Raw genomic sequence first — 26,436 nt, 5'->3', positions numbered from 1 at the left:
TAGAATTCTGGTTCCTTATAGAAAAACGAACTGTTAAAGAGAATGAAAAAGCTAGAAGTGAAGATAGCTCTTTCGACTCTAGAGGTAGCGAAAAACTAGACTCGAAAGAGCAAATCTTCTATGAATTTTTATTCATAACAAAGAGAAACCCGTTCTTCAAAGTCTGACTTTCTTTTTTAAATCTATAGTTCTTGCTTCGCGCACTTTGGTAATCTTAAATGATTTCGTGAATGTTTCGTATTCTTTATCCAAAGCCTTAGCATCTTTGTTTTTATAGACCATGAACACTTGATAGAGAGTATGGTTTACTGAAACCAACATTCCTCTAAAATAGATGTCTTCACAAGATATCCAAAATTCTAAAGCTTTGTGTCCTTGCACCTCTTTTGCCTGCATGAATAGGACTTGAGACTCTGGGAGAGCCTGCAGCATTCCTGAAAACCCTTCTTGAAGATTTAATTCTGGTCGACTCACGTCAACTTTCTCAGGATATTCCCACACAGACACAACATATACAGTATTATCTGATTGTGTTTCTGTAACGTATGTATCATAGCGTATAGTAAGTTCTGATTGCGGGATCTCTATGATCTGACCAGAATGTTCTGGATCCCCCGGAAACTCTGCGGAAAATCCGCAATTTTTCGTATAGTCATACCGTTTCCACTTGAGACTGTCTTTGATTTGAGAAATGGAGATATCGCTGTCTTTGATCTCTTTATTAGAGAACCAATTCTTCATCTTAGAGAGGAATCCAGCCTTCGATTCCCCTGCAACTAATGAAGTTGGGCATAGGGCTTGAAGAGATATTAATACGGTTAATATGAACTTACTTAATTTTGAAAGCATAATAAAAATAAAATACGTTTATTAATTTAATAATATAACTTCCGCGACTTTTTATTATAAATAAAACATAAAAAATCAAAATCATCAAAAAATCTTGTGTTTTATAAAATCCATAATGATAATCCTGCTTGTTAAAAAATCTTAGAAATTAAGAGTTATAGCGCATATGGAAGAGCAAGTATTTGCTAGTAAGAAGGTTGGAGTTTTGCCAGCACGATGGGGTAGTGTCAGATTTACTGGTAAGCCCTTAGCAAACATCCTCGGAAAGTCTTTAATACAAAGAACTTACGAGAATATTAATCAAAGCACAACACTAGATAAGGTTGTTGTAGCTACTGATGATCAACGCATTATGGATCATGTTCTAGATTTTGGTGGTGATTGCGTAATGACAAGTCCAGAATGTGCTAATGGAACGGAACGCACAGCAGAAACTATATCACGTTATTTCCCAGAAGCTGAGATCATAGTCAATATTCAGGGAGATGAGCCATGTTTACAGCATACCGTTGTTGACGCTCTTGTTAGAAAACTTGAGGAGTTTTCTGAGATTCAAATGGTTACTCCAGTTGCCAAAACTACAGATTCACACGAGATCTTAACAAATCAAAAAGTGAAATGTGTTTTCGATAAAAACGGAAAGGCTTTATATTTCAGCAGAAGCCCTATTCCACACATATTAAAGAAAGAGACACCGATTTATCTTCATATTGGCGTGTATGCATTTAGAAGGAATGCCTTATTCAATTATATTGAATCTTCCCCTACACCGCTAAGCCAAGCTGAAGATCTTGAACAACTACGTATACTAGAACACGGTGGGTCTATCCACGTATGTGTAGTGGAAGCTAAGAGCCCCTCAGTTGATTATCCAGAAGATATAAATAAGGTGGAAAAATACTTAACATGCCATTCAAGTGCATCTTTTTAACAGGAGGAGTTGTTTCTTCCTTAGGCAAGGGACTAACCGCTGCCTCTTTAGCTCTATTATTGGAGCGCCAAAACCTTAAAGTTGCCATGTTAAAACTGGATCCTTATCTTAACGTCGATCCGGGAACAATGAATCCTTACGAACACGGTGAGGTCTATGTTACCAACGACGGGATAGAAACGGATCTAGATCTTGGTCACTATCACCGATTTTCTTCAGTAAACTTATCTAAATATTCTACAGCGACCTCAGGGCAAATCTACGCTCGCGTAATTAAGAGAGAACGCGAAGGATTCTATTTAGGAAGTACTGTTCAAGTTATCCCCCATATTACTAATGAAATCATTGAAGTAATCCTAGAATGTGCTAAGGAAAATCAGCCCGACGTATTAATTGTGGAAATCGGTGGTACTGTTGGTGATATAGAATCTCTCCCCTTTCTTGAAGCTATTCGCCAATTCCGTTACGAGCATGCTGACAACTGTTTCAGCATTCACATGACCTACGTGCCTTATTTAAGAGCCGCAGGAGAGGTGAAAACAAAACCTACACAACATTCTGTTCAAAGTTTGCGGAGCATTGGGATCATTCCTGACGCTATTCTTTGTAGATCCGAAACCCCTTTAAGTAGTGAAGTAAAAAAGAAAATCAGCCTATTTTGTAATGTACCTAATAATGCGGTCTTTAACGTCATAGATGTTGAACATTCTATCTATGAAATGCCTTTGATGCTCTCTCAAGAAAAGATCTCTACATTTATTACAGAAAAATTAGGGTTATTCACAAAACAGGAAGATCTAAGTGATTGGAAAATCTTAATAGAGCGTCTACGTAATCCTCTTCCAAATAAAGTGCGCATAGGCCTCGTAGGTAAATACGTACAGCATAAAGACGCCTATAAATCTGTTTTCGAATCGATTACTCATGCTGCGCTAAGCTTAAATTACTCCGTAGAAATCCTTCCTTTAGATTCTGATGATCCTCATTTCCTTGAAACCTTAGAACAATGTGACGGATGTCTGGTTCCTGGAGGTTTTGGAGCGCGTGGATGGGAAGGAAAAATTAAAGCAGCCAAGCTCTGCCGAGAAAGAGGAATTCCTTATTTTGGTATTTGCCTAGGCATGCAAGTTCTTGTTGTCGAATACGCTCGCAATGTTATGCATTTAGAACAAGCAAACTCAACAGAAATGGATAAGGATACACCCGATCCTGTTATCTGTATGATGGATGGACAAGCTTCCCTAGTCGCTACAGGGGGGACAATGCGCCTTGGGGCCTATCCTTGCACATTATCTCCAGGGACTAAAGTATATGAGGCGTATGGAAAATCGGAAATTATGGAACGTCATCGCCATCGCTATGAGGTGAATTTCAACTACGTGCAACAATTAAAAAATCATGGTCTAAATATTGTAGGTACATGCCCACAACAAGGGCTTTGTGAAATCGTAGAAATCGAAGATCATCCATGGATGGTCGGTGTGCAATTCCATCCAGAATTTCTGTCGAAATTGATAGCTCCTCATCCATTATTTGTAGGTTTTATTCAAGCAGCAATTCTATATTCCAGGAATAAAAGCTATGTCTAATCCTCAAGCAGCAAAAACCTTTCTTGGTGTGGACTACGGACAGAAGCGTATAGGCCTTGCTTATGCAGCCTCCCCTTTATTGATCAGCTTACCTATAGGATTTATAGAAGCGGGAAAAACATTAGAGGCAACAGCTAAAATTCTGGCCAAAGTTATTCAAGAACGTAATGTCTCTTGCGTAATTTTAGGAAATCCTATTCCTATGCAAAAAGGTCAAAAATCCGTTCTACAAGAAGAAATCATTAAACTTTCTTCCTTAATTCAAGAGTCTTGTTCTGTTGAAGTTATTCTTTGGGATGAAAGACTCTCCTCAGCACAAGCAGAGCGCATGCTAAAAGGTGATTGCGGATTAAGTAGAAAAAAAAGAAAAGGAAAATCTGATAGCATTGCTGCGACTCTTATCCTCACAAGTTTCTTAGAGAGCTCTCCTCAAATATATCCCTAATCATTCCTCAACAAATTCCTCGTTAATCATATTTTTAATTCCTTAAGAATTAATAGTTAAAATCTATTAAAATAATTAATTACATATCTTATATGTATAAATTATTTCAAATCGATAACGAATAAAATTACTTTGAAGAAAAAACTAAAAAATTTTAACCTCCTAGCTTTGAAAATCTCAGCCACATCCATAATCTAAAAGATTTTCAAAGTTACCAATCTGACACGACCTGATAAATTACTGTGTCCCTTCTTTAAAAATACAATAAGGGTTTTTTCCTTCTATATGATGTACAAATGGTGGTTGTTTGCTGTTGTCTTAGCGTCTTCAATTTTAGGAGGCTGTTTTCCAACAGCTTTGAGATCGTCAAAAACTCTTACAATTGCCATTCATGATGATCCAGTATCTCTATCCCCCGAACAAGCCAAACGCGCCTTAGATCTTTCTATCTCAAAACTCATTTTTGAAGGACTTACAAGAGAAAACCCTTATAAAAGCGATCATGTGGAATTTGCCCTAGCAAGTCATTACACAGTATCTGCTGATGAAAAAACCTACACATTTTTCATAAAACACGATGCCTTGTGGAGTAATGGCACCCCAATTAGATCTCAGGATATTGCTAAAGCTTGGGAGCACGCAAAAACATTTTCTCCTCATCATCAAGCTTTTGAGGGCATTCATTTTAAAACCTGTTCGCCATCCAGTATCACTTTAACCCTGGACACCCCAAATCCCAAGTTATTGCAGTTATTGGCATTCCCAGCATTTTCTGTTTTCAATCCTGAAAATTTAAATGTATCCAGTGGACCTTTCCATTTAATAACTCATAATCCTGGCCATTGCCTGTTATTAGAAAAAAATCCTCACTATTATGATAGAGAAAAAGTCCACATTTCCTGCGTTAGTCTACTAGTTATTCCAGACTTATATACTGGAGCACTTCTACTGAATCGAGGGAAAATTCAGTGGCTAGGGCAACCTTGGCATCAAGGATTAACTAAAGAACTAAAAGAAACTACACCCTATCACTACACTAGTTATCCTGTAGAAGGAGCTTTCTGGCTTATACTCAATACAAAAGATCCTGTCCTATCTCAAATTCACAACCGCTATAGATTAGCAGCAGCTATTAATAGAGAAGAAATTATCGATTATGCTCTGCAAGGAAACCAAGAGCCTGCCTATACACTATCAAGAAACACCGCTCCCTACTATCAATACAAAAAACAAAAACTCATTACTCCCACAGAAAAGTTAACCTTGACATACCCTTCAAACATTTTAAGATGCCAACGCATTGCAGAAATTCTTAAAGAACAATGCAAATCTGTAGGCCTAGATCTATTTCTCGAGGGATTAGAATACCACGTTTTCCTAAGTAAAAGACAAATGTGTGATTTTACAATAGCGACAGCAACAGGAGTAGCTTACTATCCTAATGCTGCACTTCTTCCTCAAGCAGAGAGGCTTATGAAAAATTTGGAGATCATTCCCATCTACCACATGAGCTACGATTATATTACACCAGCCCCGATAGAAAAAATCCTCCACAACGCCTCCGGAGCCGTTGATCTTAAATATGCACGTTTGCCTTGAAACTCGTTTAGAGTATGAAAGGGAAATAAAAATCTTAGTTTTATAGATCCAAGATTGGAAATTATTTTTTTTAATCAGTAATCTAACCCCAACCTACTATTCAATTTCAGGATAACCTCATGACGAATAGATTCAGAAAATACTGTGCTATTTATCTCCTATCTCTTGCTAGTGTATTTCTAACTAGTTGTCATCAACAATCTCCCCAAGATATGGGGAAGTGCTTAAGAATCGGGATAGCATATGATCCCCTTTCATTAGATCCTAGATGTACTTATTTAAAAAAAGATATCTCATTAGCAAAAGCCCTTTACGAAGGTTTAGCGCGCGAACGTATTTCTGACGATCTCGTGATCTTAGGAATAGCTAAAGATTACAAAGTGTCTCATGAAGGCACTGTGTATACATTTGATCTAAAAAACACAGATTGGAGTAATGGAGATCCTGTAACAGCATACGATTTCGAAGAATCAATCAAACAAATTCACACAAAAAATCTTCCTATATCTTATCACAACCTTCTCTACATTATCAAAAACTCCAAAGCAATTATGGAAGAGCAGTTGCCTATAGAAGAACTAGGAATTAAAGCTCTAGATGCGCATACATTAGAAATCACTCTAGAGCATCCCTCATCGAATTTTATAGAGATTGTCTCCCATCCATTATTTTTTCCTGTCCATTCATCTCTGAGGGAATATTATAAAAATCCAAAAATCAAGCCTGTTTATATCTCTAATGGACCTTTTACATTGGACGATTTTCAACCACAAAAACATCTAACAATGCGAAAAAACACCCATTATTATGATGTCGATAAAGTGAAAATCGATACCCTGATCTTCAAAGTGATGTCTGATTCACATACAGCAGCTAAATTCTTCAAAAATAATCTCATTGATATTCTCGGTAATCCTTGGATATCTAAAATCCCTCAAGAAATATTAAATAATACTCCTACAGAAATAAAACACGTATATCCCGTATGTTCAACTTCTATACTTATCTATAACCTAGATATGCCTGTGCTACAAAATAAAGCCTTAAGAAAAGCTCTCGCCTACGCTATTGATAAAGAATCTCTTATTCCTCTACTCAATTCAGCAAGAATTGCTAATTCTTTTGTACCACCAGAATTATCTGAAATTCATGATCAAGACGTGCTTGGAAAAGAGCAACGAGAGAAAAAAGCCCAGGAATACTTTAAAGAGGCAAAAAGGACTCTGTCAGAAAAAGAACTCTCCGAACTCTCTCTTATTTATCCTCAAGAATCTGGGGTTTTTTCTCTTGTAGTCCAAGAACTTCAACAGCAATTCAAAAATGTTCTTGGCATTCATATACCCATTCAAGGGATCGAATACTTCTGCTTCTTAGAAAAAAGAAATAAAGGCGACTTCTATTTATCTGTAGGGGGATGGATCGCAGAATACCTCAATGCTAGAAATTTCCTGACAATACTTGGAAATCCAGAAAATAAAGAAACAAGTCATCAATTAGGGAAATGGAGTAATGAACAATTTGATGAAATCTTAGGAAAATATCATACCCAGGCATTCACAAAAGAAGATCAAATATTGGCTGAAGAACTTATTGAAGAAGATGTTCCTGTATTTCCCCTATACCATTTTAACTATATCTATATCACACAACCACAAGTGAACAATCTCTATGCTTCTCCTTTAGGACACGTAGATCTTAAAGAAGTGGATCTTCTCCCCACCATGTAATGCAGACTCTACCAAAACATTTCTTCAATATGAAAATCTGTACAAATCAAACACATAGCTTTAAAATGTCTAATGAACCTATTGATTCAGCGACTCTAATTATATAATTGAGTAAAATGAAACCGGGATGAAAAACCTCGAATAAGCACGCGAAATGCTTCTTAACCGTATGACAAGAAAACTGCATAAGCTTCTAATACCCATTCTATCAGCTCTCCTTTTTTTAGGAATTTTCCCGTTATGCACAAGCTGTCACACAAACATTTCTAAAAATCAAAACTCCTTAAAAATAGCAATTAGCCATGATCCCATGTCCCTAGATCCGAGAAGTGCTTGCTTGAGTAAAGATGTTTCAATAGCTCAAGCACTTTACGAAGGTCTCGTAAGAGAACGTCCGGGGAGCCCCGAACTTGCTTTAACAAAATGCTACACAATATCCGATGATCAGACCGTCTATACCTTTTATCTTAAAGACGCCCTATGGAGTAATGGAGATCCTGTAACGGCATACGATTTTGAAGAATCAATCAAACAAATTCATAAGCTTGAAGTCACTTTATCTTCTAATTTCCTTCCCCGGGTAATTAAAAATTCCCAAGCAGTGATAAGCAAGAAACTACCTATTGATACTTTAGGCATTCGGGCATTAGATAAATCAAAATTAGAAATCACCCTAGAACAGCCTGTTCCCCACTTTTTAGAACTTCTCGCCTACCCTATTTTCTTTCCAGTACATAAATCCTTAAGAAATTTCTATTCTTCTGGAGGAATGAATCTTCCTAATATCTCTAATGGGCCTTTTGTCATTCAAGATTACCAGCCACAAAACCAATTAATTATTAAAAAAAACCCCCTATATCATGATAAATCTTCGGTTCATCTTGATACCATTGTATTTCAAATCGTTCCTGATACGCATACAGCAATGCAGCTTCTACAAAAAAACCTTATTGATTGGGTAGGTTCTCCATGGAGCTCTCCTATTTCCAAAGAAGATCAGCACCATATCCCTAAGGACAGGCTGCGTAATTACCCAGTACTTGGAACAACAGCACTAATATGTAATTTAAAAAATAGCCCTATAAATAATGTGGCACTGAGAAAAGCTCTGGCTCATGCTATTGACAAAACGACCTTATTAAAGTTTATTAGCCATGGGAAGGTTGCTGAACATTTTTTACCCCCAGAGCTATCGAAAATCTCTAGGCAGTCTTATCTATCCCAAGAAGAACGCCAAGAATATGCTCGGGAATATTTTAAAGAAGCTCAAAAAGAACTATCTCAAAAATGTATCTCAGAATTATCTATTATCTATCCTCTAGAGTCCGCCTGTTTAAACGCCGTCGTTCAAGAAATACAACAACAAATCAAAAATGTCTTAGGAATCCATATTACAATCCAAGGCATGGAATATCATTGTTTTTTAGATAAAAGACGGCGTGGGGATTTTACTCTAGCTACAGGAAGATGGATAGCAGATTATCCAAGACCTACATCCTTTTTGGCAATTCTTGGAAACTTCAAAAGTGATGAACCCACAAAATCTCTAACAAAATGGGAAAACGAAAAATACAACCATATTCTCGATTCCCTTCTTTCTCCAGAAGAAAATTCTGGAAATCAAATTCTAGCTGAAGAACTTATTGAAGACGAGCTTCCCATTATTCCTCTATACCATTTCGAATACACCTACGCAGCTAATCCTAAAATTCAAAATTCCTACACCTCATTACTCGGGCATATTGATTTGAAAGAAACAGAACTTTCAAAATAATATTCTCTTTTTAAAGCTTCTAAAAACTTCTTCACCCCTCACCTAAGTCAAACAAAATATTGACTTAACTTGAAAAAAAATGTCTTAAAAGCGACTCTCCACACGAATCAATGAATTATTTTATATTGAAGCTACGATAAATCAGAGATATAATATTTTGATTTGGTCAAGATTCTAAATCCAGAGTCCTTACCAATTTATCAAAGACATTAAGGGTGTAGATAATGTTCCGTTATATAAAGAAGCGCCTAATATTTAACTTGCTTTCTTTATGGATCATCCTAACCTTAACTTTCCTCGTAATGAAAACCATTCCCGGCGATCCATTTAATGATGAAAGCAGTAACACTTTATCACAAGAAACTTTGCAGATTCTTAAGTCACGCTATGGATTAAATAAGCCCTTATACCAACAATATATTCATTACTTAAAATCTCTAGTAACTTTAGATTTTGGAAATTCCCTGGTTTATAAGGACCGCAGCGTAACGAGCATTATCTCTACAGCATTTCCCGCATCAGCGATACTTGGATTCGAAAGCCTTATTCTTTCTATCTCGGGAGGGATCTCGTTAGGAACCTTAGCAGCATTAAGAAAAAAGAAACAAGGGCGCTATATCCTGCTCTCTTCTATTTTACAAATTTCTATTCCTGCATTTGTCCTGGCAACTATGCTACAATATATTTTTGCAGTGAAAATACCTATTTTCCCCATAGCCTGCTGGGGGAATTTTTCTCATACGATTTTGCCATCTTTAGCTTTAGCAATCACACCCATGGCATTCATAACGCAATTAACTTTTTCTTCGGTATCCTCAGTCTTAAATAAAGACTACGTCTTACTTGCCTATGCTAAAGGTCTCTCACCAATAAAAGTTGTACTTAGACATATTCTCCCCTACGCCGTATTCCCCACTATTTCCTACGCCGCATTTCTTGTAACTACAGTCATGACAGGAACATTCGCTATAGAAAATATCTTCTGTATTCCAGGTTTAGGGAAATGGTTTGTCTGTAGTATTAAACAACGTGACTATCCAGTAACTCTAGGATTATCTGTATTTTATGGGGCTTTCTTTATGCTAGCCTCACTACTATCAGATCTTATACAGGCAATGATAGATCCTCAGCTTCGCTACTCTTATAAAGAAGTTGAACAAGAAACAAACTTCTCCCAAGAAAGCGAACATCTCTAACGAAATCCATAAAATCTAGGTGACGAATAAACAAAATTAAAAGAAACAAATAAGGCGATTAAAAAAACTTCATGGATATTTCTTTAAAATCTTCTCAACCCACTCTTTGGCAACGTATGAAAGGAAATACCATGTTTATGGTAGGAATCTCCATACTTGGGACTTTAATCTTAGGTGCCATTCTTCTTCCATGGATTTATCCTAATTATGAACTAACCTCTTTGGAACATACTTTAGCGCAACCAGGAAAAATGTTTCCTTTTGGAACAGATTCTCTCGGACGTTGTATGTTGGCTAGAACCATTCAGGGTATTCGCCTATCGTTACTGATTGCTGTAACAGCAACCCTTATAGATGTCTTGGTAGGACTCCTTTGGTCTACAGTAGCTCTATCCTCAGGAAAGAAAGTTGCCTTTCTGATGATGCGTATTACAGAAATCCTATTTTCAATTCCTAGAATTCCTGTAATCATTCTTCTTCTTGTTATCTTTGATCATGGGATTCTTCCCCTGATTCTTGCTATGACACTTACAGGATGGATACCTATAGCACGAATTATCTATGGACAATTCTTATTATTAGAAAATAAGGAATTTGTACTTTCTGCAAAGACTATGAATGCGTCTACATTTCATATTCTAAGGAAACACCTTTTACCCAATACACTTACACCAATTATCTCTACGCTCATTTTTACTATTCCTGGAGCGATATATACAGAAGCCTTTATCAGCTTTTTAGGCTTAGGAATTCAACCTCCACAAGCTAGCTTAGGGACGTTAGTAAAAGAAGGTATTAACGCTATTGATTACTACCCTTGGTTATTTTTCATTCCATCATTTTTCATGATTACACTCTCAATAAGCTTTAACCTGATTGGAGAAGGAGCAAAAGCTCTATTCATAGAGGAAAACTCTCATGCCTGATACGCTACTGAACATACAAAACCTTACGATAGCATCGAATAATCCACGCAGATTACTGATAGATAATCTTAGTCTTACTATCAAAAAAAAGCATAGCCTAGCTTTAGTAGGAGAGAATGGTTCAGGGAAAACAACAATTACCAAAGCGATTCTTGGTTTCCTTCCAGATAATTGCGAAATTGTAGAGGGCGATATCTTCTTTGAAGATCAGAATCTGAAAACAATGTCGTATAAAAATTTCCAAAAGATTCGAGGGAAGAAAATAGCTACGGTATTGCAAAATGCTATGGGATCCCTTACACCATCTATGCGCATAGGAGCGCAAATTGTAGAAACCTTACGACAACATAATCCCATAACTAAAAAAGAAGCTTATTCAAAAGCTATAGAATTATTAGCAAGTGTACGCATACCTAATCCAGAACGCTGTTTTCATCTCTATCCTTTTGAATTAAGTGGTGGTATGCGTCAACGTACAGTAATCGCTATATCTTTGGCTAGCTCTCCAGAACTTATTCTTGCTGATGAACCTACAACAGCTCTAGATTCTGTATCACAAGCTCAAGTATTGCGCATATTACGTAAAGTTCATAAAGAGAATAATACAGCAATGTTGCTAGTCACCCATAATCTGGCACTAGTAACAGAACTCTGTGATGATATTGCGATTATTAAAGATGGCCAACTTGTGGAAACTGGAAGCGTGAAAGAGATTTTCTCTTCTCCACAACATTCCTATACAAAACGTCTTCTCAAAGCCGTATCAAAAATTCCTCTGACAGCCTCCTCTTCGCCTATTTTAAAAGCGAAGCTTACAACTTTAAGAAATACAGATACCCTACAGACAATTCATGACTAATTTAGTAACTATAAATAATCTGTCCATTGCGATTAGGAAACAAGTTATTCTTAATAACATCAATCTCCAATTAAAAAAGGGAGAATGTCTGACAATTGTTGGCGCGAGCGGATCAGGGAAGTCTTCACTAGCTTTGGCTATTTTAGGATTAATGCAACCCAATCAAGGTACTATTACCTTTCATGTTGATCCCAAAACACCAAAAGCAAAAACAGTACAAATCGTCTGGCAAGATGTACACTCAAGTTTAAATCCTACAATGAGTATCGAAGATCTCATTTTAGAACCTCTACATATCATAGGAACCTACTCTAAAGAAAAACAGAAAGAAAAAATCCAACGTGTTTTACAACTCGTTAATCTACCGCTATCCGTACTACGGTTAAAACCTCATAAACTTAGCGGAGGTCAAAAACAACGTGTAGCCATTGCAAAAGCTTTAGTATGTGAACCTGATCTCCTTATTTGTGACGAACCGATATCTGCTTTAGACACCCTAAATCAATCATTGATATTAGAACTTTTCCAAACGATAAAACAGCAATGTGAAAGTACACTACTCTTCATCACACATGATATGTCAGCAGCTTACTATATCGCAGATACTATTGCTGTTATGGACAAAGGATCCCTTGTAGAATATGGTCCCAGAGATAAAATTTTCTTAGATCCTAAACATGAAAAAACCCAAGAGCTTCTTGACGCCATTCCGATATTTTCTCTAGAAGATACCGAATGTAGTTCCTATTATACATCTCAAGAGAAAGCACTTGTTTAAATCAAACAAAAAAAATTAGACCAAATCTGAATACCTAAAGTTCTTTGTAGTATGTGAGGAGTTATGTATACTGCGATGCATACTCATCTTATGATTTGTCTTAAATTACATGATTGTAAAACAACAATTATAAAGATAAAAATAGTCTTATACATTACCTAGAGAACTGCCTCTCAATAGCATGTGAAAATCGTTATTGAGTGCTTTAGACGTTATGTGTAAATCATTGACAGGAAGAAGTTGAGCATGCTACGAATCAAATTATCAGCCCTTGAAATGGAGCATCATTGACGATGGAAATTTCTCATATCTTGGAAGACCTCGCTTACGACGAAGGGATACTTCCCAGAGAAGCTATAGAAGCTGCTATCGTCAAACATGCGCAAATTACTCCCTATCTACTTCAGATTCTTGAAGACGCCACGGAACGCGTACCAGAATTAATCAACGACGGTAGTTATCAAGGACATCTCTATGCTATGTATTTACTAGCACAGTTTCGAGAAAGCCGAGCTCTTCCATTAATCATCAAGCTTTTCTCGTATACCGATGATACACCCCACGCAATTGCTGGTGATGTTCTTACGGAAGATCTTCCAAGAATTCTTGCTAGCGTATGTGACGATGAATCTTTGATTAAGGAGCTTATAGAAACTCCTGGGATCAATCCCTACGTAAAAGCTGCAGGAATTTCTAGTCTTGTACATCTTGTAGGGGTCAAAAAGATCTCCAGAGATGCAACGATTCGTTATTTTGGAGAATTGTTAAACTATAGGTTAGAAAAAAGTCCTTCTTTTGCTTGGGACAGTCTTATAGCCGCTATATGCGCATTATATCCCGGGGAATTATTCTATCCAATTAGCAAAGCTTTTAACGCTGATCTCGTAGATGTGACTTTCATCAGCATGGAAGATGTAACGAATATCATAAATGAAGAAACCATTGAGTCCTGTCTACAAGAACTCCTATCCTCACCAGAACTCATTAACGACACCCTAGAAGAAATGGAAAAATGGCTCGAAGATTTTCCTATAGAGCCTTAACCCCCAAGGGATTTTCCAACAGACCATAACGCAAAGAGGTCCCAAGTGAATAAACAAAAACGTTTCCTATCTCTTTTATTCCTCACTCTCGTGCTCTTAGGTATATGGTTTTGCCCTCACCCGGAAGCGATAAACCCTAATGCTTGGCATCTATTCGCTGTATTCACAACGACAATTTTAGGGATTATTCTACAGCCTGTGCCTATGGGGGCCATAGTCATTATCGGGATTTCTACACTTTTACTTACGCAAACCCTAACCTTAGAACAGGGGTTGTCAGGATTTCATAATCCGATAGCCTGGCTGGTCTTCTTATCATTTTCCATAGCGAAAGGTATTATTAAAACAGGGCTTGGAGAACGTGTTGCCTATTTTTTCGTCAGTATCTTAGGAAAAAATCCTTTAGGGTTAAGCTATGGTTTAGTAATCACAGATTTTCTATTAGCTCCTGCGATTCCCAGTGTAACGGCACGTTCTGGAGGTATTCTCTATCCTGTAGTTATGGGGTTATCAGAATCATTTGGAAGTTCTGCAGAAAAAGGTACAGAAAGCCTAATTGGATCTTTTTTAATTAAAGTCGCATATCAAAGTTCTGTAATTACTAGTGCCATGTTCCTTACAGCCATGGCAGGTAATCCTCTAGTAGCAGCTTTAGCGAGTAATGCTGGAGTTGCTTTAACTTGGGCAACATGGGCAAAAGCCGCAGTAATTCCTGGATTACTTAGCTTAATACTTATGCCTATAGTCCTCTATAAGCTCTATCCACCAACAATTAGTTCCTGTGAAGAAGCCATCCGGACAGCAAAATTACGTCTTAAAGAGATGGGACCTTTGAAAAAAGGTGAAAAGATTATCTTAATGATTTTCATTCTTCTTGTTGTCTTATGGACATTTGGAGACTTATTAAGAATCTCAGCAACAACAGCAGCTTTAATCGGTTTATCTCTACTGATTCTTACAAATATTTTAGATTGGCATAAAGATGTTATGGCCAATACCACTGCATGGGAAACTTTTATTTGGTTCGGTGCTCTTATTATGATGGCATCATTCCTAAATCAACTGGGCTTTATTCCTCTAATTGGGGATTCCGTAGCTGCAGGAGTTGCAGGATTATCTTGGAAAGTAGGCTTCCCAATTCTCTTCCTTATGTACTTTTACTCGCACTATCTATTCGCAAGTAATACAGCACATATTGGAGCGATGTTCCCAGTATTTCTAGCAGTCTCTATATCATTAGGAACAAACCCAATTTTTGCCTGCTTAGTACTCGCTTTTTCAAGTAACTTATTTGGTGGACTCACGCACTACGGTTCAGGACCTGCTCCCCTTTATTTTGGTTCTCAACTTGTTTCGGTCAAAGATTGGTGGCGGTCTGGTTTTGTCCTCAGTATTGTAAATATCGTCATTTGGGTCGGTATTGGCAGCTTATGGTGGAAGATTCTCGGTCTTATCTAAACTGAACATTCCCTAACAACGAGATAAATAAACCTTCTAAAGGAAGGTTTTCTCGTTGTCGATAAAGAAAAACACAACTAACTTACGAAAATAACCGTATCCATTAATTGTTATGCATCCAAACTTTAGCGATCTCAATGGTGTAGTTATTCCAGGCACACCTCCTTTGCCTAGAGAACTACAAAAATTCCCCTCTTTGCTTCCTACCAACGATCTGCGTTTTTCTCCTAAATTTGATGCTAATGTTGCTAAGCTTTTCCCCAATACCTATGACAGCCCCTATCTAAAATTCACCTCAGGAACCATACCAGACGTACATCCATTAAAAGTGGGTGTGATGCTATCCGGAGGACCCGCTCCTGGTGGTCATAATGTCATTTGGGGATTATTACACAGTTTAAAAAAAATCCATCCAGATAGCTCCCTAATAGGGTTTCTAAATAACGGTCAGGGAATTCTTAACAACAACACGGTAGAGATTACCGAAGAATTTATGGAATGTTTTAGAAATTCTGGAGGTTTTAACTGTATAGGAACAGGAAGAACAAATATCATTACGGAAGAAAATAAAGCTGCATGCTTAAAGACAGTAAAAGCTTTAGATCTTGATGGTTTAGTAATTATCGGCGGGGATGGCTCAAATACAGCAACTGCAATTCTTGCAGAATATTTTTCTCAACATCATCCCAAAACCTGTGTTGTAGGGGTGCCTAAAACTATTGATGGAGACCTCCAACATCTATTTTTAGATCTTACCTTTGGATTTGATTCGGCAACAAAGTTTTACTCTTCAATCATTAGTAATATCTCAAGAGATACACTATCTTGCAAAGCACACTATCATTTTATAAAGCTTATGGGCCGATCAGCATCTCATATTGCTTTAGAATGTACCCTACAAACCCATCCAAATATCACTCTTATAGGCGAAGAAATCGCAGAAAAGAATGTCCCCCTAAAAACGATCATTCATAAAGTATGTTCGATTATTGCTGATAGAGCCGCTATGGGAAAATACTACGGGATTATCCTCATTCCTGAAGGTATTATCGAGTTTATTCCTGAGATTAATAATCTTGTTAAAGAGATAGAGAGAATCCCTGAAGGTATTGATAAATTCTCATCGTTATCTCGAGAATCTCAGAAACTATTAAAAAGCTTCCCCGAGGCTATTGCCAACCAGCTTCTTAATGATAGGGATGCTCACGGAAATGTCTATGTATCTAAAATTAGTGTAGATAAGCTCCTCATCCACCTTGTAGATAATCACCTAAAGAAACATTTCAAAAATGTTCCCTTTAATGCGATTTCGCATTTCTTAGGTTATGAAGGGAGATCCTGTTTACCCACAAAATTCGATAACACCTATAGTTATGCTCTAGGTTATGGCGCGGGAGTTCTCACATTTAATCGTTGCAATGGTTATCTCACAGTTATTGAGTCTCTAATCAATATAGTGGATAAATGGCGGCTACGTGCCATGCCTATTGTGAAAATGTTTACAACCAAGAAAAAATCAGATGGGACTATAAAACCCCTAATAAAAAAGAGCTTAATAGATATAAGTAGTCCAGCTTTCCTTAAGTTTAAATTATATAGAAAAATCTGGGCTCTTGAAGACTCTTATCGCTTTTTAGGACCACTACAAATTGATACACCACCAAACGCACATTCCGATCATTTTCCTCCGCTAACCCTACTCCTTAATCATAATGAATGGCAAAAAAGATGCTCAATCTGTATGGAAATTCCTGACTGTGATTATTAATCTCATCATCTCTATATCCTTAAAATTAGGAAATAAGAGGCGGAATTTCTTCTCGACGAATTCTTTTTAAAAAATTAAATTAACATTGTGAAAGCCTCCATAAACTTAGGAGAAATATAACCAAATGAGCACTACATGCCGCAAACATGAACAACGCCATGTTATAAAATTTAATATTCTTAATAACATCACAACTTTTGGTGTTCTTCATACACCTTTGCAGGCTTGTGCTCCCTATCCTTTGGTGATTACTCTTCATGGATTAGCCTCAAGTAAAATTGGTTCCAAACGTACTCATGTGCAGCTTGCTGAAAAACTCACAGAACAGGGTATCGCTGTCTTGCGTGTTGATCTTCCTGGACATGGCGATTCCGAAGGTTCCCTATACGACTTCTCATTTAGTGATTATATCACTAGTGCAAATGAGATTGTTTCCCATGGTTATGGCTTAAATAATATCGATACGAAAAATATTGGTGTTTTTGGCTCTTCATTAGGAGCAACGTTAGCTCTATTAAATATGCCCACCTTACAATATGTAAAAAGCCTTGCTGTATGGGCACCAACAATTCAAGGTGCTGTATGGCTACAAGAAGCTATCAATATTCCTAATAATCTTATTGCCCATGCTCCATCCTCAGAAGATATTCTCTATGCAGGTATGCCAATCAACAAAACGTTTTGTTCTCAATTCATTGAAATGGACGTGACTAAAGAAGTTCCTAAATTTTCTGATTCTTTATCTATATTGCATATGCAAGGAGAAGACGATACCACTGTATCTTTACATCATCAGAAAATCTTTGCCGAGGCTATGAGCCATAAACCGAATCTTTGTGAGATACGCACATATCCAAATACAGGACATCATATTCCTCAGTCTTGCTCTATGTTACTAGAACTTGTACAATGGTTAAAACATCAACTTATTCCCTAGGAATTACCTATGGAGCTTCTCTCTGTAAATAAAAGTTATTTCGAATTGCAGCGTTTGCACTATCGTCCAGAAACGTTAAGTTTCTTAAACGGTATTACATCGCTACATATTGTAGATTCTACAGAGCCTCCATCTATCCCTGAAGATCTTCAAGAACATATTCCTAATTTATGTTCTATTCCTGAAGTCACCATTCAAAAAGGTGAAGCCTCTCCTTCACAACCTTTAAAAATTGGTGTTTTACTTTCTGGGGGTCAAGCGCCTGGAGGCCATAACGTAGTTATAGGACTCTTTGAAGGCCTACGCGCTTTCAATCCTAAAACAAAGCTCTATGGGTTTATCCAAGGTCCTTTGGGGTTAACGCGTGGATTGTACAAAGATCTCGATATTTCTGTAATTTATGATTATTACAATGTTGGTGGTTTTGACATGCTCTCTTCAAGTAAGGAGAAAATCAAAACCAAGGAACAAAAAAGCACAATTCTCACTAATGTAAAAAAGCTTAAGCTTGATGGTTTGCTCATTATAGGGGGAAACGATTCTAATACCGACACAGCGATGCTCGCTGAGTATTTCCTTAAGCATAACTGCAATATTCCTATTGTAGGGGTGCCTAAAACTATTGATGGGGATCTCAAAAATTTCTGGATTGAAACACCACTAGGTTTTCATACCTCCTGTCGCATCTATTCAGAAATGATCGGAAATTTAGAAAAAGACACTTTATCTATAAAGAAGTACCACCATTTTGTCCGCCTCATGGGACAAAAAGCTTCCTATACCACTTTAGAATGTGGTTTGCAGACCTTACCTAATGTTACCCTCATTAGCGAGCATATCGCCATGAGGAAGATTTCCCTACAAAAGCTCAGCGAACATATCGCTATGGGTTTGGTAAACCGTTATAGATCGGGGAAAAACTATAGTACGATACTTATTCCCGAAGGCTTGCTTGAACATGTGTTTGATACAAGAAACCTGATTAATGAATTGAATGTCTTATTGTTAGACAACAATCTGAATTTAGATAATGTAAATAAAAAGCTTTCTCCAGAATCTCTGAAGACATTTTCCTCTCTACCTATAGAAATTGCGCATCAATTACTCATTGCAAGAGACTCTTATGGCAATGTGCGTGTATCTAAAATTGCCACTGAAGAACTCTTAGCCGCATTAATAAAAAAGGAAATCCAAAAAATAGAACCAAATATGGAATTCCAACCTGTAAATCACTTTTTTGGTTATGAATCTCGAGCAGGGTTCCCCTCAAATTTTGATGCAAATTATGGACTAGCCCTGGGCATTGTTTCTGCTCTTTTTCTCGTGAGACAACGGACTGGCTATATGGTAACCATCAATAACCTTGCTCGTTCCTATAGCGAATGGACTGGTGGAGCTACACCTTTATATAAAATGATGCAATTGGAACATCGCTTAGGAGAAAATACGCCAGTAATTAAAACTGACTCTGTAAATCCTAATGCTCCAGAAGTACAGTATCTACTAAATCAAAGCGATACATGCTTAATGAAAGATCTCTACTGTTTCCCAGGACCGTTGCAATACTTCGGTGAAGAACGTTTAATAGATCAAAGGCCACTAACATTATTATGGGAAAATAGAAAGTAGAAGAGAAAAAATAAGCACCTTTTAAGGCAACATAGCTGGCTACTTCAAAAAACTACTCTCTAAAAAGATGCTTATAGAAGAAAAATAGCGGTAGTCGGACTTGAACCAACGACTCGCAGATTATGATTCTGCTGCTCTAACCATCTGAGCTATACCGCCACACTAGATGGTAAAATTAATAGCGGGAGAAGGATTCGAACCTCCGACCTTTGGGTTATGAGCCCAACGAGATGACCACTACTCTATCCCGCGATAAGTAAAAGACTTTAGCAAAGCCCTATATTTTTACACAAGGGATATATCTCTTAAAAGATTCCCAGGTACAATCAAAGGCTGCTCTTTCTTCATGTAAAAACGTATTTCCCTTCTGAACATAAGTAATTCTTTCTTCAGGATGATCAAGTAAAGAAGTTATCACTTCCAGCATATTTCTCTCGTCTAAACAACAACCTGCCCCTATGGATAATAGACGCGTCGCTAAGTCTGATTGAGATTTAATATAAGGACCAAAAACCAACGGGACACCACATTGCAGAGGTTCTAGAAGATTATGTCCCCCTATCCTATCATCAAATGTACCACCGACAAAAGCAAGATCGGCAGCAAAATATAGTTGTTTTAACCAACCTATAGCATCGACAATAATCGCATCATTTTTATCAAATGTGGATTCGCGACTCCATAATCCATAAGAAATATTTTCTTTTACTAAGAGATTCTCTAATTCTTTAGTTCTCTCGATATGACGAGGCACCCAAAGCACTTTGAGATTCCTATGACGAAGTTGACGAATTATAGGAATCCAAGCATCGACATCCTTAGGATGTGTGGAGCCCAAAACAAGCAATTCTGTATCCTGAGACAATTGGAGTTTCTCTCTCCAATAACTCCGTTTGTTATTTTCGGATAAAGTTTCTGTATAGGTTTTGATATTCCCTGTGACCATTATCTTCTTTTCATCAACACCAAGACGTAAAAAACGTGCTTTATGTTGATCATCTTGAAGTAAAAATCCATCTATAGGAGAGAAATAATTCCTGCCAAATCGCTTTAAAATTGTAAACCATTTACAGGAGTTCGTAGAGAGTTTGCCGTTAATTACGATTGCTGTTGCCCCTATCTTTTTTGCTTCTTCAAGAAAATTTAGCCAGCAATCTCCTTCTGAAAACACAAGTAAAGATGGTGAAATAGCTCTAACAACAGGTTTAATAATCAAACTTAAATCTAAAGGCAAAATGAAAGTTGTAACTCCCATAGGTCCGAATAACCTTTCTGCATTCTCGTGTCCAGATTCAGTACAAGCAGTGACAACACAACGCCAATGAGGATAGTCTTTCATGAACTTCTGTATAATAGGGACAAGCAGAGTTACCTCGCCTACAGAAGCTCCATGAAACCAAACTACAGGACCTTCTCCAGGTACTAGAGGTTTCTTTAAACCGAAACGAATTTTTAATGACTTCTTATACTTACCATGAACAAGTCTTTTATAAAGAATTCTGGGAAGCGCTACCGCAAACGCAAAAATCAAAAAACAATCATACAAGAAAGTGTGTAGCTTAGTAAGTCGACGTTTGATCATAGAACAAAATTCACCAATCTATTAGGAACAAAAACTTCCTTTTTAACTTCTTTATCTTCCAAATATTTAGCGACAGCTTTTTTTGCTAAAGATAGGACATCTTCCTTAGAAGTTGATTTATCAATATCTAAGCGTGCGCGTAGTTTCCCATTTACCTGTATTACAAATGTTACTGAAGCATCTTCTAAATATTTAGGATCTACTTTCGGCCATCCTGCAGCATCTATACCAGGAGCATAACCTAAGACTATCCACAACTCCTCACTAATGTGTGGGGCTATAGGAGCTAAAGCCTGCACAACCATAGCTAAAGCTGATTTAGGATAAATATCAAGCTTCACAAATTCATTTATAAACTCCATAAAAGAAGACGGGATAGTATTTAAAGACATTTTTTCAATATCCTCACTCACACGATGCACTAATCTATGTGCTAAAGCCATCCCCTTAGGATCCTCTATATCTTGAACAGAAGATGATGTCGCTATTTCATAGAAGCGATTGAGAAAACGTCTGCAGCCAGAAACACCTTGATTACACCAAAGCTTATTTTTATCCAAAGGTCCAGAAAACATCGCATACATACGTAGTGCGTCTGCGCCAAATTCATCGATAAGGATTTGAGGATCTACTCCATTTAGCTTAGACTTGGACATCTTTTCCTGACGCACTTCTAATTCTTCTCCAGAAGCACTCGTCCATATACCATTATCTTCACAAGCATCTTCAGGATAAACATAACCTTTACCAGGAATCCGATAAGAAGTCGCTAGAACTAAACCTTGATTTATCAGCTTTTTAAATGGTTCTGCGGTAGAAACCATACCAGCTTCATAAAACACCCGATGCCAAAAACGTGAATACAATAGGTGTAAAACAGCGTGTTCAGCACCTCCTATATATAGATCCACAGGCATCCAGTATTTTTCATTTTCATTAGACCAAGGAGCTTGAGAATTATGTGCATCACAAAAACGTAGATAATACCAACACGATCCTGCCCATTGTGGCATAGTATGTGTCTCCCGTCTGCCTAGGCGATTAGTTTTTATATCATGAACATCCACCCATTCTTTTACTTTTGCCAAAGGTCCCTGACCAAAACCTTCAGGACGATAATCCTGCACTTCGGGAGGCAATAAAGGAAGCTCATCGTCTTCTAAAGGACGGCATGTACCATCTTCAAAGTGAATAATAGGGATCGGCTCTCCCCAATATCTTTGTCGAGAAAATAACCAGTCGCGCAGCTTATAAGCAACTTTAACTTCTCCTAAATTTTTCTTCTGCAAATAACCAATTATGTAGTCTTTAGCTTCCTGACCTCTGAGACCATCTAAATGAAAATCTCCGTGGTTACTATGAACGCAATACCCATCTTGATCAAGAACCTCATAAATAGGTAAAGAGAAAGTTTCAGCAAATTCTCTATCTCTTTCGTCATGAGCAGGAACACCCATAACAACACCAGAACCGTAACCCAAAATTACATAATCTGAAATCCAAATAGGAATATCTGCTCCGGTTACAGGATGTTTAGCGTATGTTCCTGTAAACACGCCAGTTTTCACCTTAGTCTCGCTTATACGATCTCTTTCACTTTTACTTTGAGCAGCACGGATATAGCTCTCCACAGATTCACGCTGATTCTCAGAAATTAATTGTCTGACCTCAGGATGCTCTGGAGCAATTACTAAAAATGATACACCACATAGGGTGTCGGGGCGAGTTGTAAACACCTCTAAACAGCTTTGGCTATTTACCTCAAAACGGACAAGAGCTCCTTCAGACTTCCCTATCCAATTTCTCTGAAGCTGTTTAACATTTTCTGGCCAATCAAGATCTTCTAAACCCTCTAAAAGCTGATCTGAATAAGCCGTAATACGTAAAATCCATTGGCGCAGCATCCTGCGCTCTACAGGATACCCCCCTTCTACGGACAAACCATTTTCTACTTCTTCATTGGAGAGAACCGTTCCTAACTCAGGACAATAATTGACGGCCATATCTGCCATATAAGCAAGACCCTTTTCATAAAGAAAAAGAAATAGTTTTTGTGTCCAACGATAGTAATCTGGATCACTAGTGGCAAATTCTCTACTCTCATCATAAGAGAATCCCATAGCAGAAAGCTGCTTTCTAAAATTTTCTATATTCTTCTGTGTTGTTTCTCTAGGATGTGTACCTGTCCTAATAGCATACTGCTCTGCAGGCAACCCAAAACTATCCCAACCCATGGGATGTAAAACTGAATATCCCTTGGCTCTTTTATACCGAGCCACGATATCTGTAGCGGTATAACCTATCAAATGACCGACATGTAATCCTGCTCCAGAAGGATAAGGGAACATATCTAATACATAATATTTTGGTTTATCACTAGCCTCATCCGCCTTGAAGCTTCTGTGTTCCTTCCAAAATTCCTGCCACTTTTTTTCTATCAAACTAGGATCGTACCGCATAATATCCTGACAAAGAGATCTTTTTAAAACAAAATAGAGGCTAGTGTATCGTTCACTTGATGAAAAGACAAGAATCTTCTATTCAGGAGTCCTAAAAGATTAAAAATTTTTATAAAAAACAACTTATGTTATAGTTTTGACCCGCTTTTCCTTTCTCCTCGATTGACAAAAAAAATATAAAGCCCTATTTTAATTATCTTTTAGTTAGGTTGTCCTCCATGTTAGTTAAAATGCGTAAATTATCCGCATTTATTTCTTTGTTTTTCATAATAGCAAATGCATCACACGCCGAAGCCGTTAAAATCCCTGGATTCCCAGAAATTCCCGACACCCTACTTGTTATTAATAAAACAAAGACTCCGAAAAATGAAATTTGTCGAGCAGTCAACATACAAAGCGGTGAGCATAATCTTGTAGGGACCCTACATTTACCGACAACCCCAATGCCAAAAGACGGTTATCCTATAGTTATCCTATTTCATGGATTCCGAGGCAGCACAGTCGGCGGGTTAACAGGATCTTATAGAAAGATCGCACGCTCTTTAGCTCAAGCAGGAATTGCCAGCGTACGCTTTGACATGGCTGGATGCGGCAACAGCGAAGGTATTGCTACCGAAGTGCCTATTAGAACCTATTTACGAAATGGTGAAGATATTCTTTATACTGTAACACAGTATCCTGAAATCAATCCGCATAGATTGGGTATTGCGGGCTTCTCCTTAGGCTGTCATACAGCGTTTCATCTAGCAAGTTTTTACAGTCCTAAACAGTTTCAGATTCGCTCCATAAGTGTTTGGGCACCAGTTGCAGACGGAGCAATTCTATTTAAAGAAATGTATGAAGCTGTAAAAAACAACACTAATATCGTGGGAAATCTTGGAAAAGATTTCGGATTTGGCCCAGCTCCCCTAATAGTATGTGAAGAGGATGTGAAAGATTTTCTTTCTCTTCAAGATCATATTGTTTTAAATTCTCTACCCGTGAGAATACCTATTTTGCATTTGCAGGGTCTTGAGGATAATTTAGTTTCATTAACTCAACGGGATTTATTTAAAAATACTGCTCCAGGGAATACGGAATTTAAAACCTATGAAAATACCGATCATAATCTGGGATCATCTCCATATTTGACAGTTATTATTAGTGACATTGTCGAGTATTTTCAATCCACTTTATAAACGTATATTGATCTAGTGCGCGTATCTAAAAATACTTCTCGGGAAGAAACAGGTTGCGAAGCTTTTTCACATCATTACCTGCTTGATTCATCTGATCCTTTTCCCTATACTAGGTTTATTCGTGTCTTCTACTTATAGAGATCGATATGACAGATGTATTAGTCATAGGTGCAAACCCCACGGGTCTCATTTTAGCAAACATGCTAATTCAGCATGGTATTCTTGCAAAAGTTATAGACCATCGAGATTCTCCAGACGATCCCGGTTTTATAGACTTTAGGGAACTGCCTGTTGTTTTATCCTGTTCTTCTCTAGAGCTTCTAGATAACGCAGGTCTATTAGAGAATTTCGTAGAAAAGGGTCATAAGCTCTTTGGCGCTCGTTATCACTGGAAAAAACGCACCGTCTTGTTTAAATTTAACCAAGCATCGGAATCACGTTTCCCTTTTGCTTTATCGACCTCATATCAAGAGTTAACCAAACATCTTATCCATAAGTTTGAAGAACAAGGTGGGGCTATACATTGGGGCACGCGTCCCGTTACTTTGGTAGACAACAGCATCTTTATTGAAAGTACCAAGACATCACAAAATTTCGAAAATCGAGAAATTTATAATCCTACGTGGGTAATTGCTGCTGAAGCTGATGCTGATCCTGATATTCGAGATCTCTTTAAAACCCAGCTAAAACTACGCAAACAAACAAAAGAAGTTCTTTTTGTTCATTGTGATGAAGGTGAACCTTTTGAAGAAAGCCATATCCATCTTGTCCCTAGCTCGAAAAGTTTCCTGAATTTTGTCTTTTATAATCATGAGAAGGGATCCAAGCAACTTTACTTAACTAATACGCCCTATCCCTTATCAGTTAAACATAAGCAAAAGCTTCTCTATAATTATAATCTTGCTGTTGCAGACGAACATTATCATGTAAAATCTGTTTTTCATCAGTATCCTACAGACTACAGTAATTTCCTGTTTGTTGGGAATCTGGCTAATAATTTGAATTTCTCTTATCTTACGGGAATAAATTCAAACATACACGCTGCCTTTAACTTAACATGGAAGCTTATTCCTGTTGTAAAAAAGGCTGCCTCAAAATACTTGATAACAGCTAAAGAAAATGAAAGTGGGAACATTCTCCCGCATCTTAGTGAGAAAAGACAGAGACGCGCTAAAAATCTATTGTTCTCTAATCTTTATGCACCAGCTCTTATGTATTACTTCTTAAAGGGCTGTCGTCAGTTAGATGTTTCCGGAGGAGAGTATTATTATCCTCCGCATAAGGCATTGAAATATCAAAATAGCGATATTATTAAAATGTCTTCTCAAGATAAAGAAGTTCTTGGTCCCGGTCCTGGAATGCGTGCTATTAATGCTCAGCTTGAAAACGGGGGGTATTTATTAGATGGTTTGAAGAGCACCAAGCATCTTTTGATCTTCTTTAAAGAACGTAATGACCTAGAACAGGCTCTTAAAGAAGAGTACGGAGAATGGTTAGAGGTAATCGTTACCAAAGATCAGAAGATTTCCAATCTTTATCATGCAAACCCGGATTCCTTGTTTATTATCCGTCCCGATTGTTATATCGGTTATAGAACGCATAAGTTCAAATTACATGAACTTATTTCTTACCTACTGCGGATATTTGCCGCTGAGAAAATAGACTAAGAGAATACTGTATCTGAAAATTTCTGGCTTTCCAGATACAGT

The 26,436-nt window shown here is 37.5% G+C and carries 20 protein-coding genes and 2 tRNA genes; 17 read left to right on the top strand and 5 right to left on the bottom strand.

Features of this window, described 5'->3' with window-relative positions:
* Nucleotides 1–156: 156 nt before the first annotated feature.
* Nucleotides 157–849 carry a hypothetical protein gene (locus O6937_RS02800; RefSeq protein ID WP_332390155.1) on the bottom strand — a complete coding sequence of 231 codons (693 nt, stop codon included), beginning with the start codon at nt 847–849 and terminating at the stop codon, nt 157–159.
* 166 nt (nt 850–1,015) lie between these two features.
* Between O6937_RS02800 and kdsB the strand changes: the two genes are divergently transcribed.
* The 15 genes from kdsB to O6937_RS02725 all read left to right on the top strand — a co-directional run bounded on the left by kdsB (nt 1,016) and on the right by O6937_RS02725 (nt 19,508).
* Entirely contained in the window at nt 1,016–1,780 is a 765-nt protein-coding gene (kdsB, locus tag O6937_RS02795) for a 3-deoxy-manno-octulosonate cytidylyltransferase (protein ID WP_332390154.1), read from the top strand.
* A complete protein-coding gene (locus tag O6937_RS02790; RefSeq protein ID WP_332390153.1) occupies nt 1,756–3,369 on the top strand; it encodes a CTP synthase in 1,614 nt (537 codons plus the stop codon). The genes kdsB and O6937_RS02790 overlap by 25 nt, the downstream gene beginning before the upstream one ends.
* On the top strand, nt 3,362–3,814 hold the full coding sequence (gene ruvX / locus O6937_RS02785; protein ID WP_332390152.1) for a Holliday junction resolvase RuvX: 453 nt from the start codon (nt 3,362–3,364) through the stop codon (nt 3,812–3,814). The genes O6937_RS02790 and ruvX overlap by 8 nt, the downstream gene beginning before the upstream one ends.
* A 285-nt stretch (nt 3,815–4,099) precedes the next feature.
* Nucleotides 4,100–5,413 carry an ABC transporter substrate-binding protein gene (locus O6937_RS02780; RefSeq protein WP_332390151.1) on the top strand — a complete coding sequence of 438 codons (1,314 nt, stop codon included), beginning with the start codon at nt 4,100–4,102 and terminating at the stop codon, nt 5,411–5,413.
* A gap of 119 nt (nt 5,414–5,532) precedes the next feature.
* On the top strand, nt 5,533–7,140 hold the full coding sequence (locus tag O6937_RS02775) for a peptide ABC transporter substrate-binding protein (RefSeq protein ID WP_332390150.1): 1,608 nt from the start codon (nt 5,533–5,535) through the stop codon (nt 7,138–7,140).
* A gap of 181 nt (nt 7,141–7,321) precedes the next feature.
* Nucleotides 7,322–8,914 carry a peptide ABC transporter substrate-binding protein gene (locus O6937_RS02770; RefSeq protein ID WP_332390432.1) on the top strand — a complete coding sequence of 531 codons (1,593 nt, stop codon included), beginning with the start codon at nt 7,322–7,324 and terminating at the stop codon, nt 8,912–8,914.
* A gap of 224 nt (nt 8,915–9,138) precedes the next feature.
* Nucleotides 9,139–10,110, top strand: a complete 972-nt coding sequence (locus O6937_RS02765) for an ABC transporter permease (RefSeq protein WP_332390149.1) — start codon at nt 9,139–9,141, stop codon at nt 10,108–10,110.
* A gap of 71 nt (nt 10,111–10,181) precedes the next feature.
* A complete protein-coding gene (locus tag O6937_RS02760) occupies nt 10,182–11,036 on the top strand; it encodes an ABC transporter permease (protein ID WP_332390148.1) in 855 nt (284 codons plus the stop codon).
* Complete coding sequence (locus tag O6937_RS02755; RefSeq protein ID WP_332390147.1) at nt 11,029–11,895, top strand: ABC transporter ATP-binding protein; 867 nt, start codon at nt 11,029–11,031, stop codon at nt 11,893–11,895. The genes O6937_RS02760 and O6937_RS02755 overlap by 8 nt, the downstream gene beginning before the upstream one ends.
* A complete protein-coding gene (locus O6937_RS02750; RefSeq protein WP_332390146.1) occupies nt 11,888–12,673 on the top strand; it encodes an ABC transporter ATP-binding protein in 786 nt (261 codons plus the stop codon). The genes O6937_RS02755 and O6937_RS02750 overlap by 8 nt, the downstream gene beginning before the upstream one ends.
* A gap of 287 nt (nt 12,674–12,960) precedes the next feature.
* Nucleotides 12,961–13,716: a DUF1186 domain-containing protein gene (locus O6937_RS02745; protein ID WP_332390145.1), complete on the top strand. Its 756-nt coding sequence runs from the start codon at nt 12,961–12,963 to the stop codon at nt 13,714–13,716.
* A gap of 45 nt (nt 13,717–13,761) precedes the next feature.
* On the top strand, nt 13,762–15,174 hold the full coding sequence (locus tag O6937_RS02740; protein ID WP_332390144.1) for an anion permease: 1,413 nt from the start codon (nt 13,762–13,764) through the stop codon (nt 15,172–15,174).
* 112 nt (nt 15,175–15,286) lie between these two features.
* The gene (locus O6937_RS02735) at nt 15,287–16,942 is read left to right on the top strand and encodes a diphosphate--fructose-6-phosphate 1-phosphotransferase (RefSeq protein ID WP_332390143.1); all 1,656 of its coding nucleotides are present in this window, start codon (nt 15,287–15,289) and stop codon (nt 16,940–16,942) included.
* A gap of 124 nt (nt 16,943–17,066) precedes the next feature.
* Entirely contained in the window at nt 17,067–17,879 is an 813-nt protein-coding gene (locus O6937_RS02730; protein ID WP_332390142.1) for an alpha/beta hydrolase, read from the top strand.
* 9 nt (nt 17,880–17,888) lie between these two features.
* Nucleotides 17,889–19,508 (top strand): diphosphate--fructose-6-phosphate 1-phosphotransferase, encoded by a 1,620-nt coding sequence (locus tag O6937_RS02725; protein ID WP_332390141.1) that lies wholly within the window; start codon nt 17,889–17,891, stop codon nt 19,506–19,508.
* Between the two features lie 85 nt (nt 19,509–19,593).
* On the opposite strand, the gene O6937_RS02720 is transcribed toward O6937_RS02725, so the two are convergent.
* The 4 genes from O6937_RS02720 to leuS all read right to left on the bottom strand — a co-directional run bounded on the left by O6937_RS02720 (nt 19,594) and on the right by leuS (nt 23,549).
* A tRNA-Met gene (locus O6937_RS02720) sits at nt 19,594–19,667 on the bottom strand.
* 20 nt (nt 19,668–19,687) lie between these two features.
* Nucleotides 19,688–19,760 (bottom strand) — tRNA-Met (locus O6937_RS02715).
* Nucleotides 19,761–19,785: 25 nt separating this feature from the next.
* Nucleotides 19,786–21,090 carry a lipid IV(A) 3-deoxy-D-manno-octulosonic acid transferase gene (waaA, locus tag O6937_RS02710; protein ID WP_332390140.1) on the bottom strand — a complete coding sequence of 435 codons (1,305 nt, stop codon included), beginning with the start codon at nt 21,088–21,090 and terminating at the stop codon, nt 19,786–19,788.
* On the bottom strand, nt 21,087–23,549 hold the full coding sequence (leuS, locus tag O6937_RS02705) for a leucine--tRNA ligase (RefSeq protein ID WP_332390139.1): 2,463 nt from the start codon (nt 23,547–23,549) through the stop codon (nt 21,087–21,089). The genes waaA and leuS overlap by 4 nt, the downstream gene beginning before the upstream one ends.
* 230 nt (nt 23,550–23,779) lie before the next feature.
* Between leuS and O6937_RS02700 the strand changes: the two genes are divergently transcribed.
* Both O6937_RS02700 and O6937_RS02695 read left to right on the top strand, forming a co-directional pair.
* The gene (locus tag O6937_RS02700; RefSeq protein ID WP_332390431.1) at nt 23,780–24,727 is read left to right on the top strand and encodes an alpha/beta hydrolase; all 948 of its coding nucleotides are present in this window, start codon (nt 23,780–23,782) and stop codon (nt 24,725–24,727) included.
* Between the two features lie 146 nt (nt 24,728–24,873).
* A complete protein-coding gene (locus tag O6937_RS02695) occupies nt 24,874–26,394 on the top strand; it encodes an FAD-dependent oxidoreductase (RefSeq protein ID WP_332390138.1) in 1,521 nt (506 codons plus the stop codon).
* Nucleotides 26,395–26,436: the final 42 nt, after the last annotated feature.

Origin of the sequence: Chlamydia sp. 04-14, from assembly GCF_036632095.1 — a bacterium.
GTDB lineage: Bacteria > Chlamydiota > Chlamydiia > Chlamydiales > Chlamydiaceae > Chlamydia.
The sequence above is the reverse complement of the archived record's forward strand: the minus strand, read 5'-3'. Positions and strand labels throughout refer to the sequence as shown.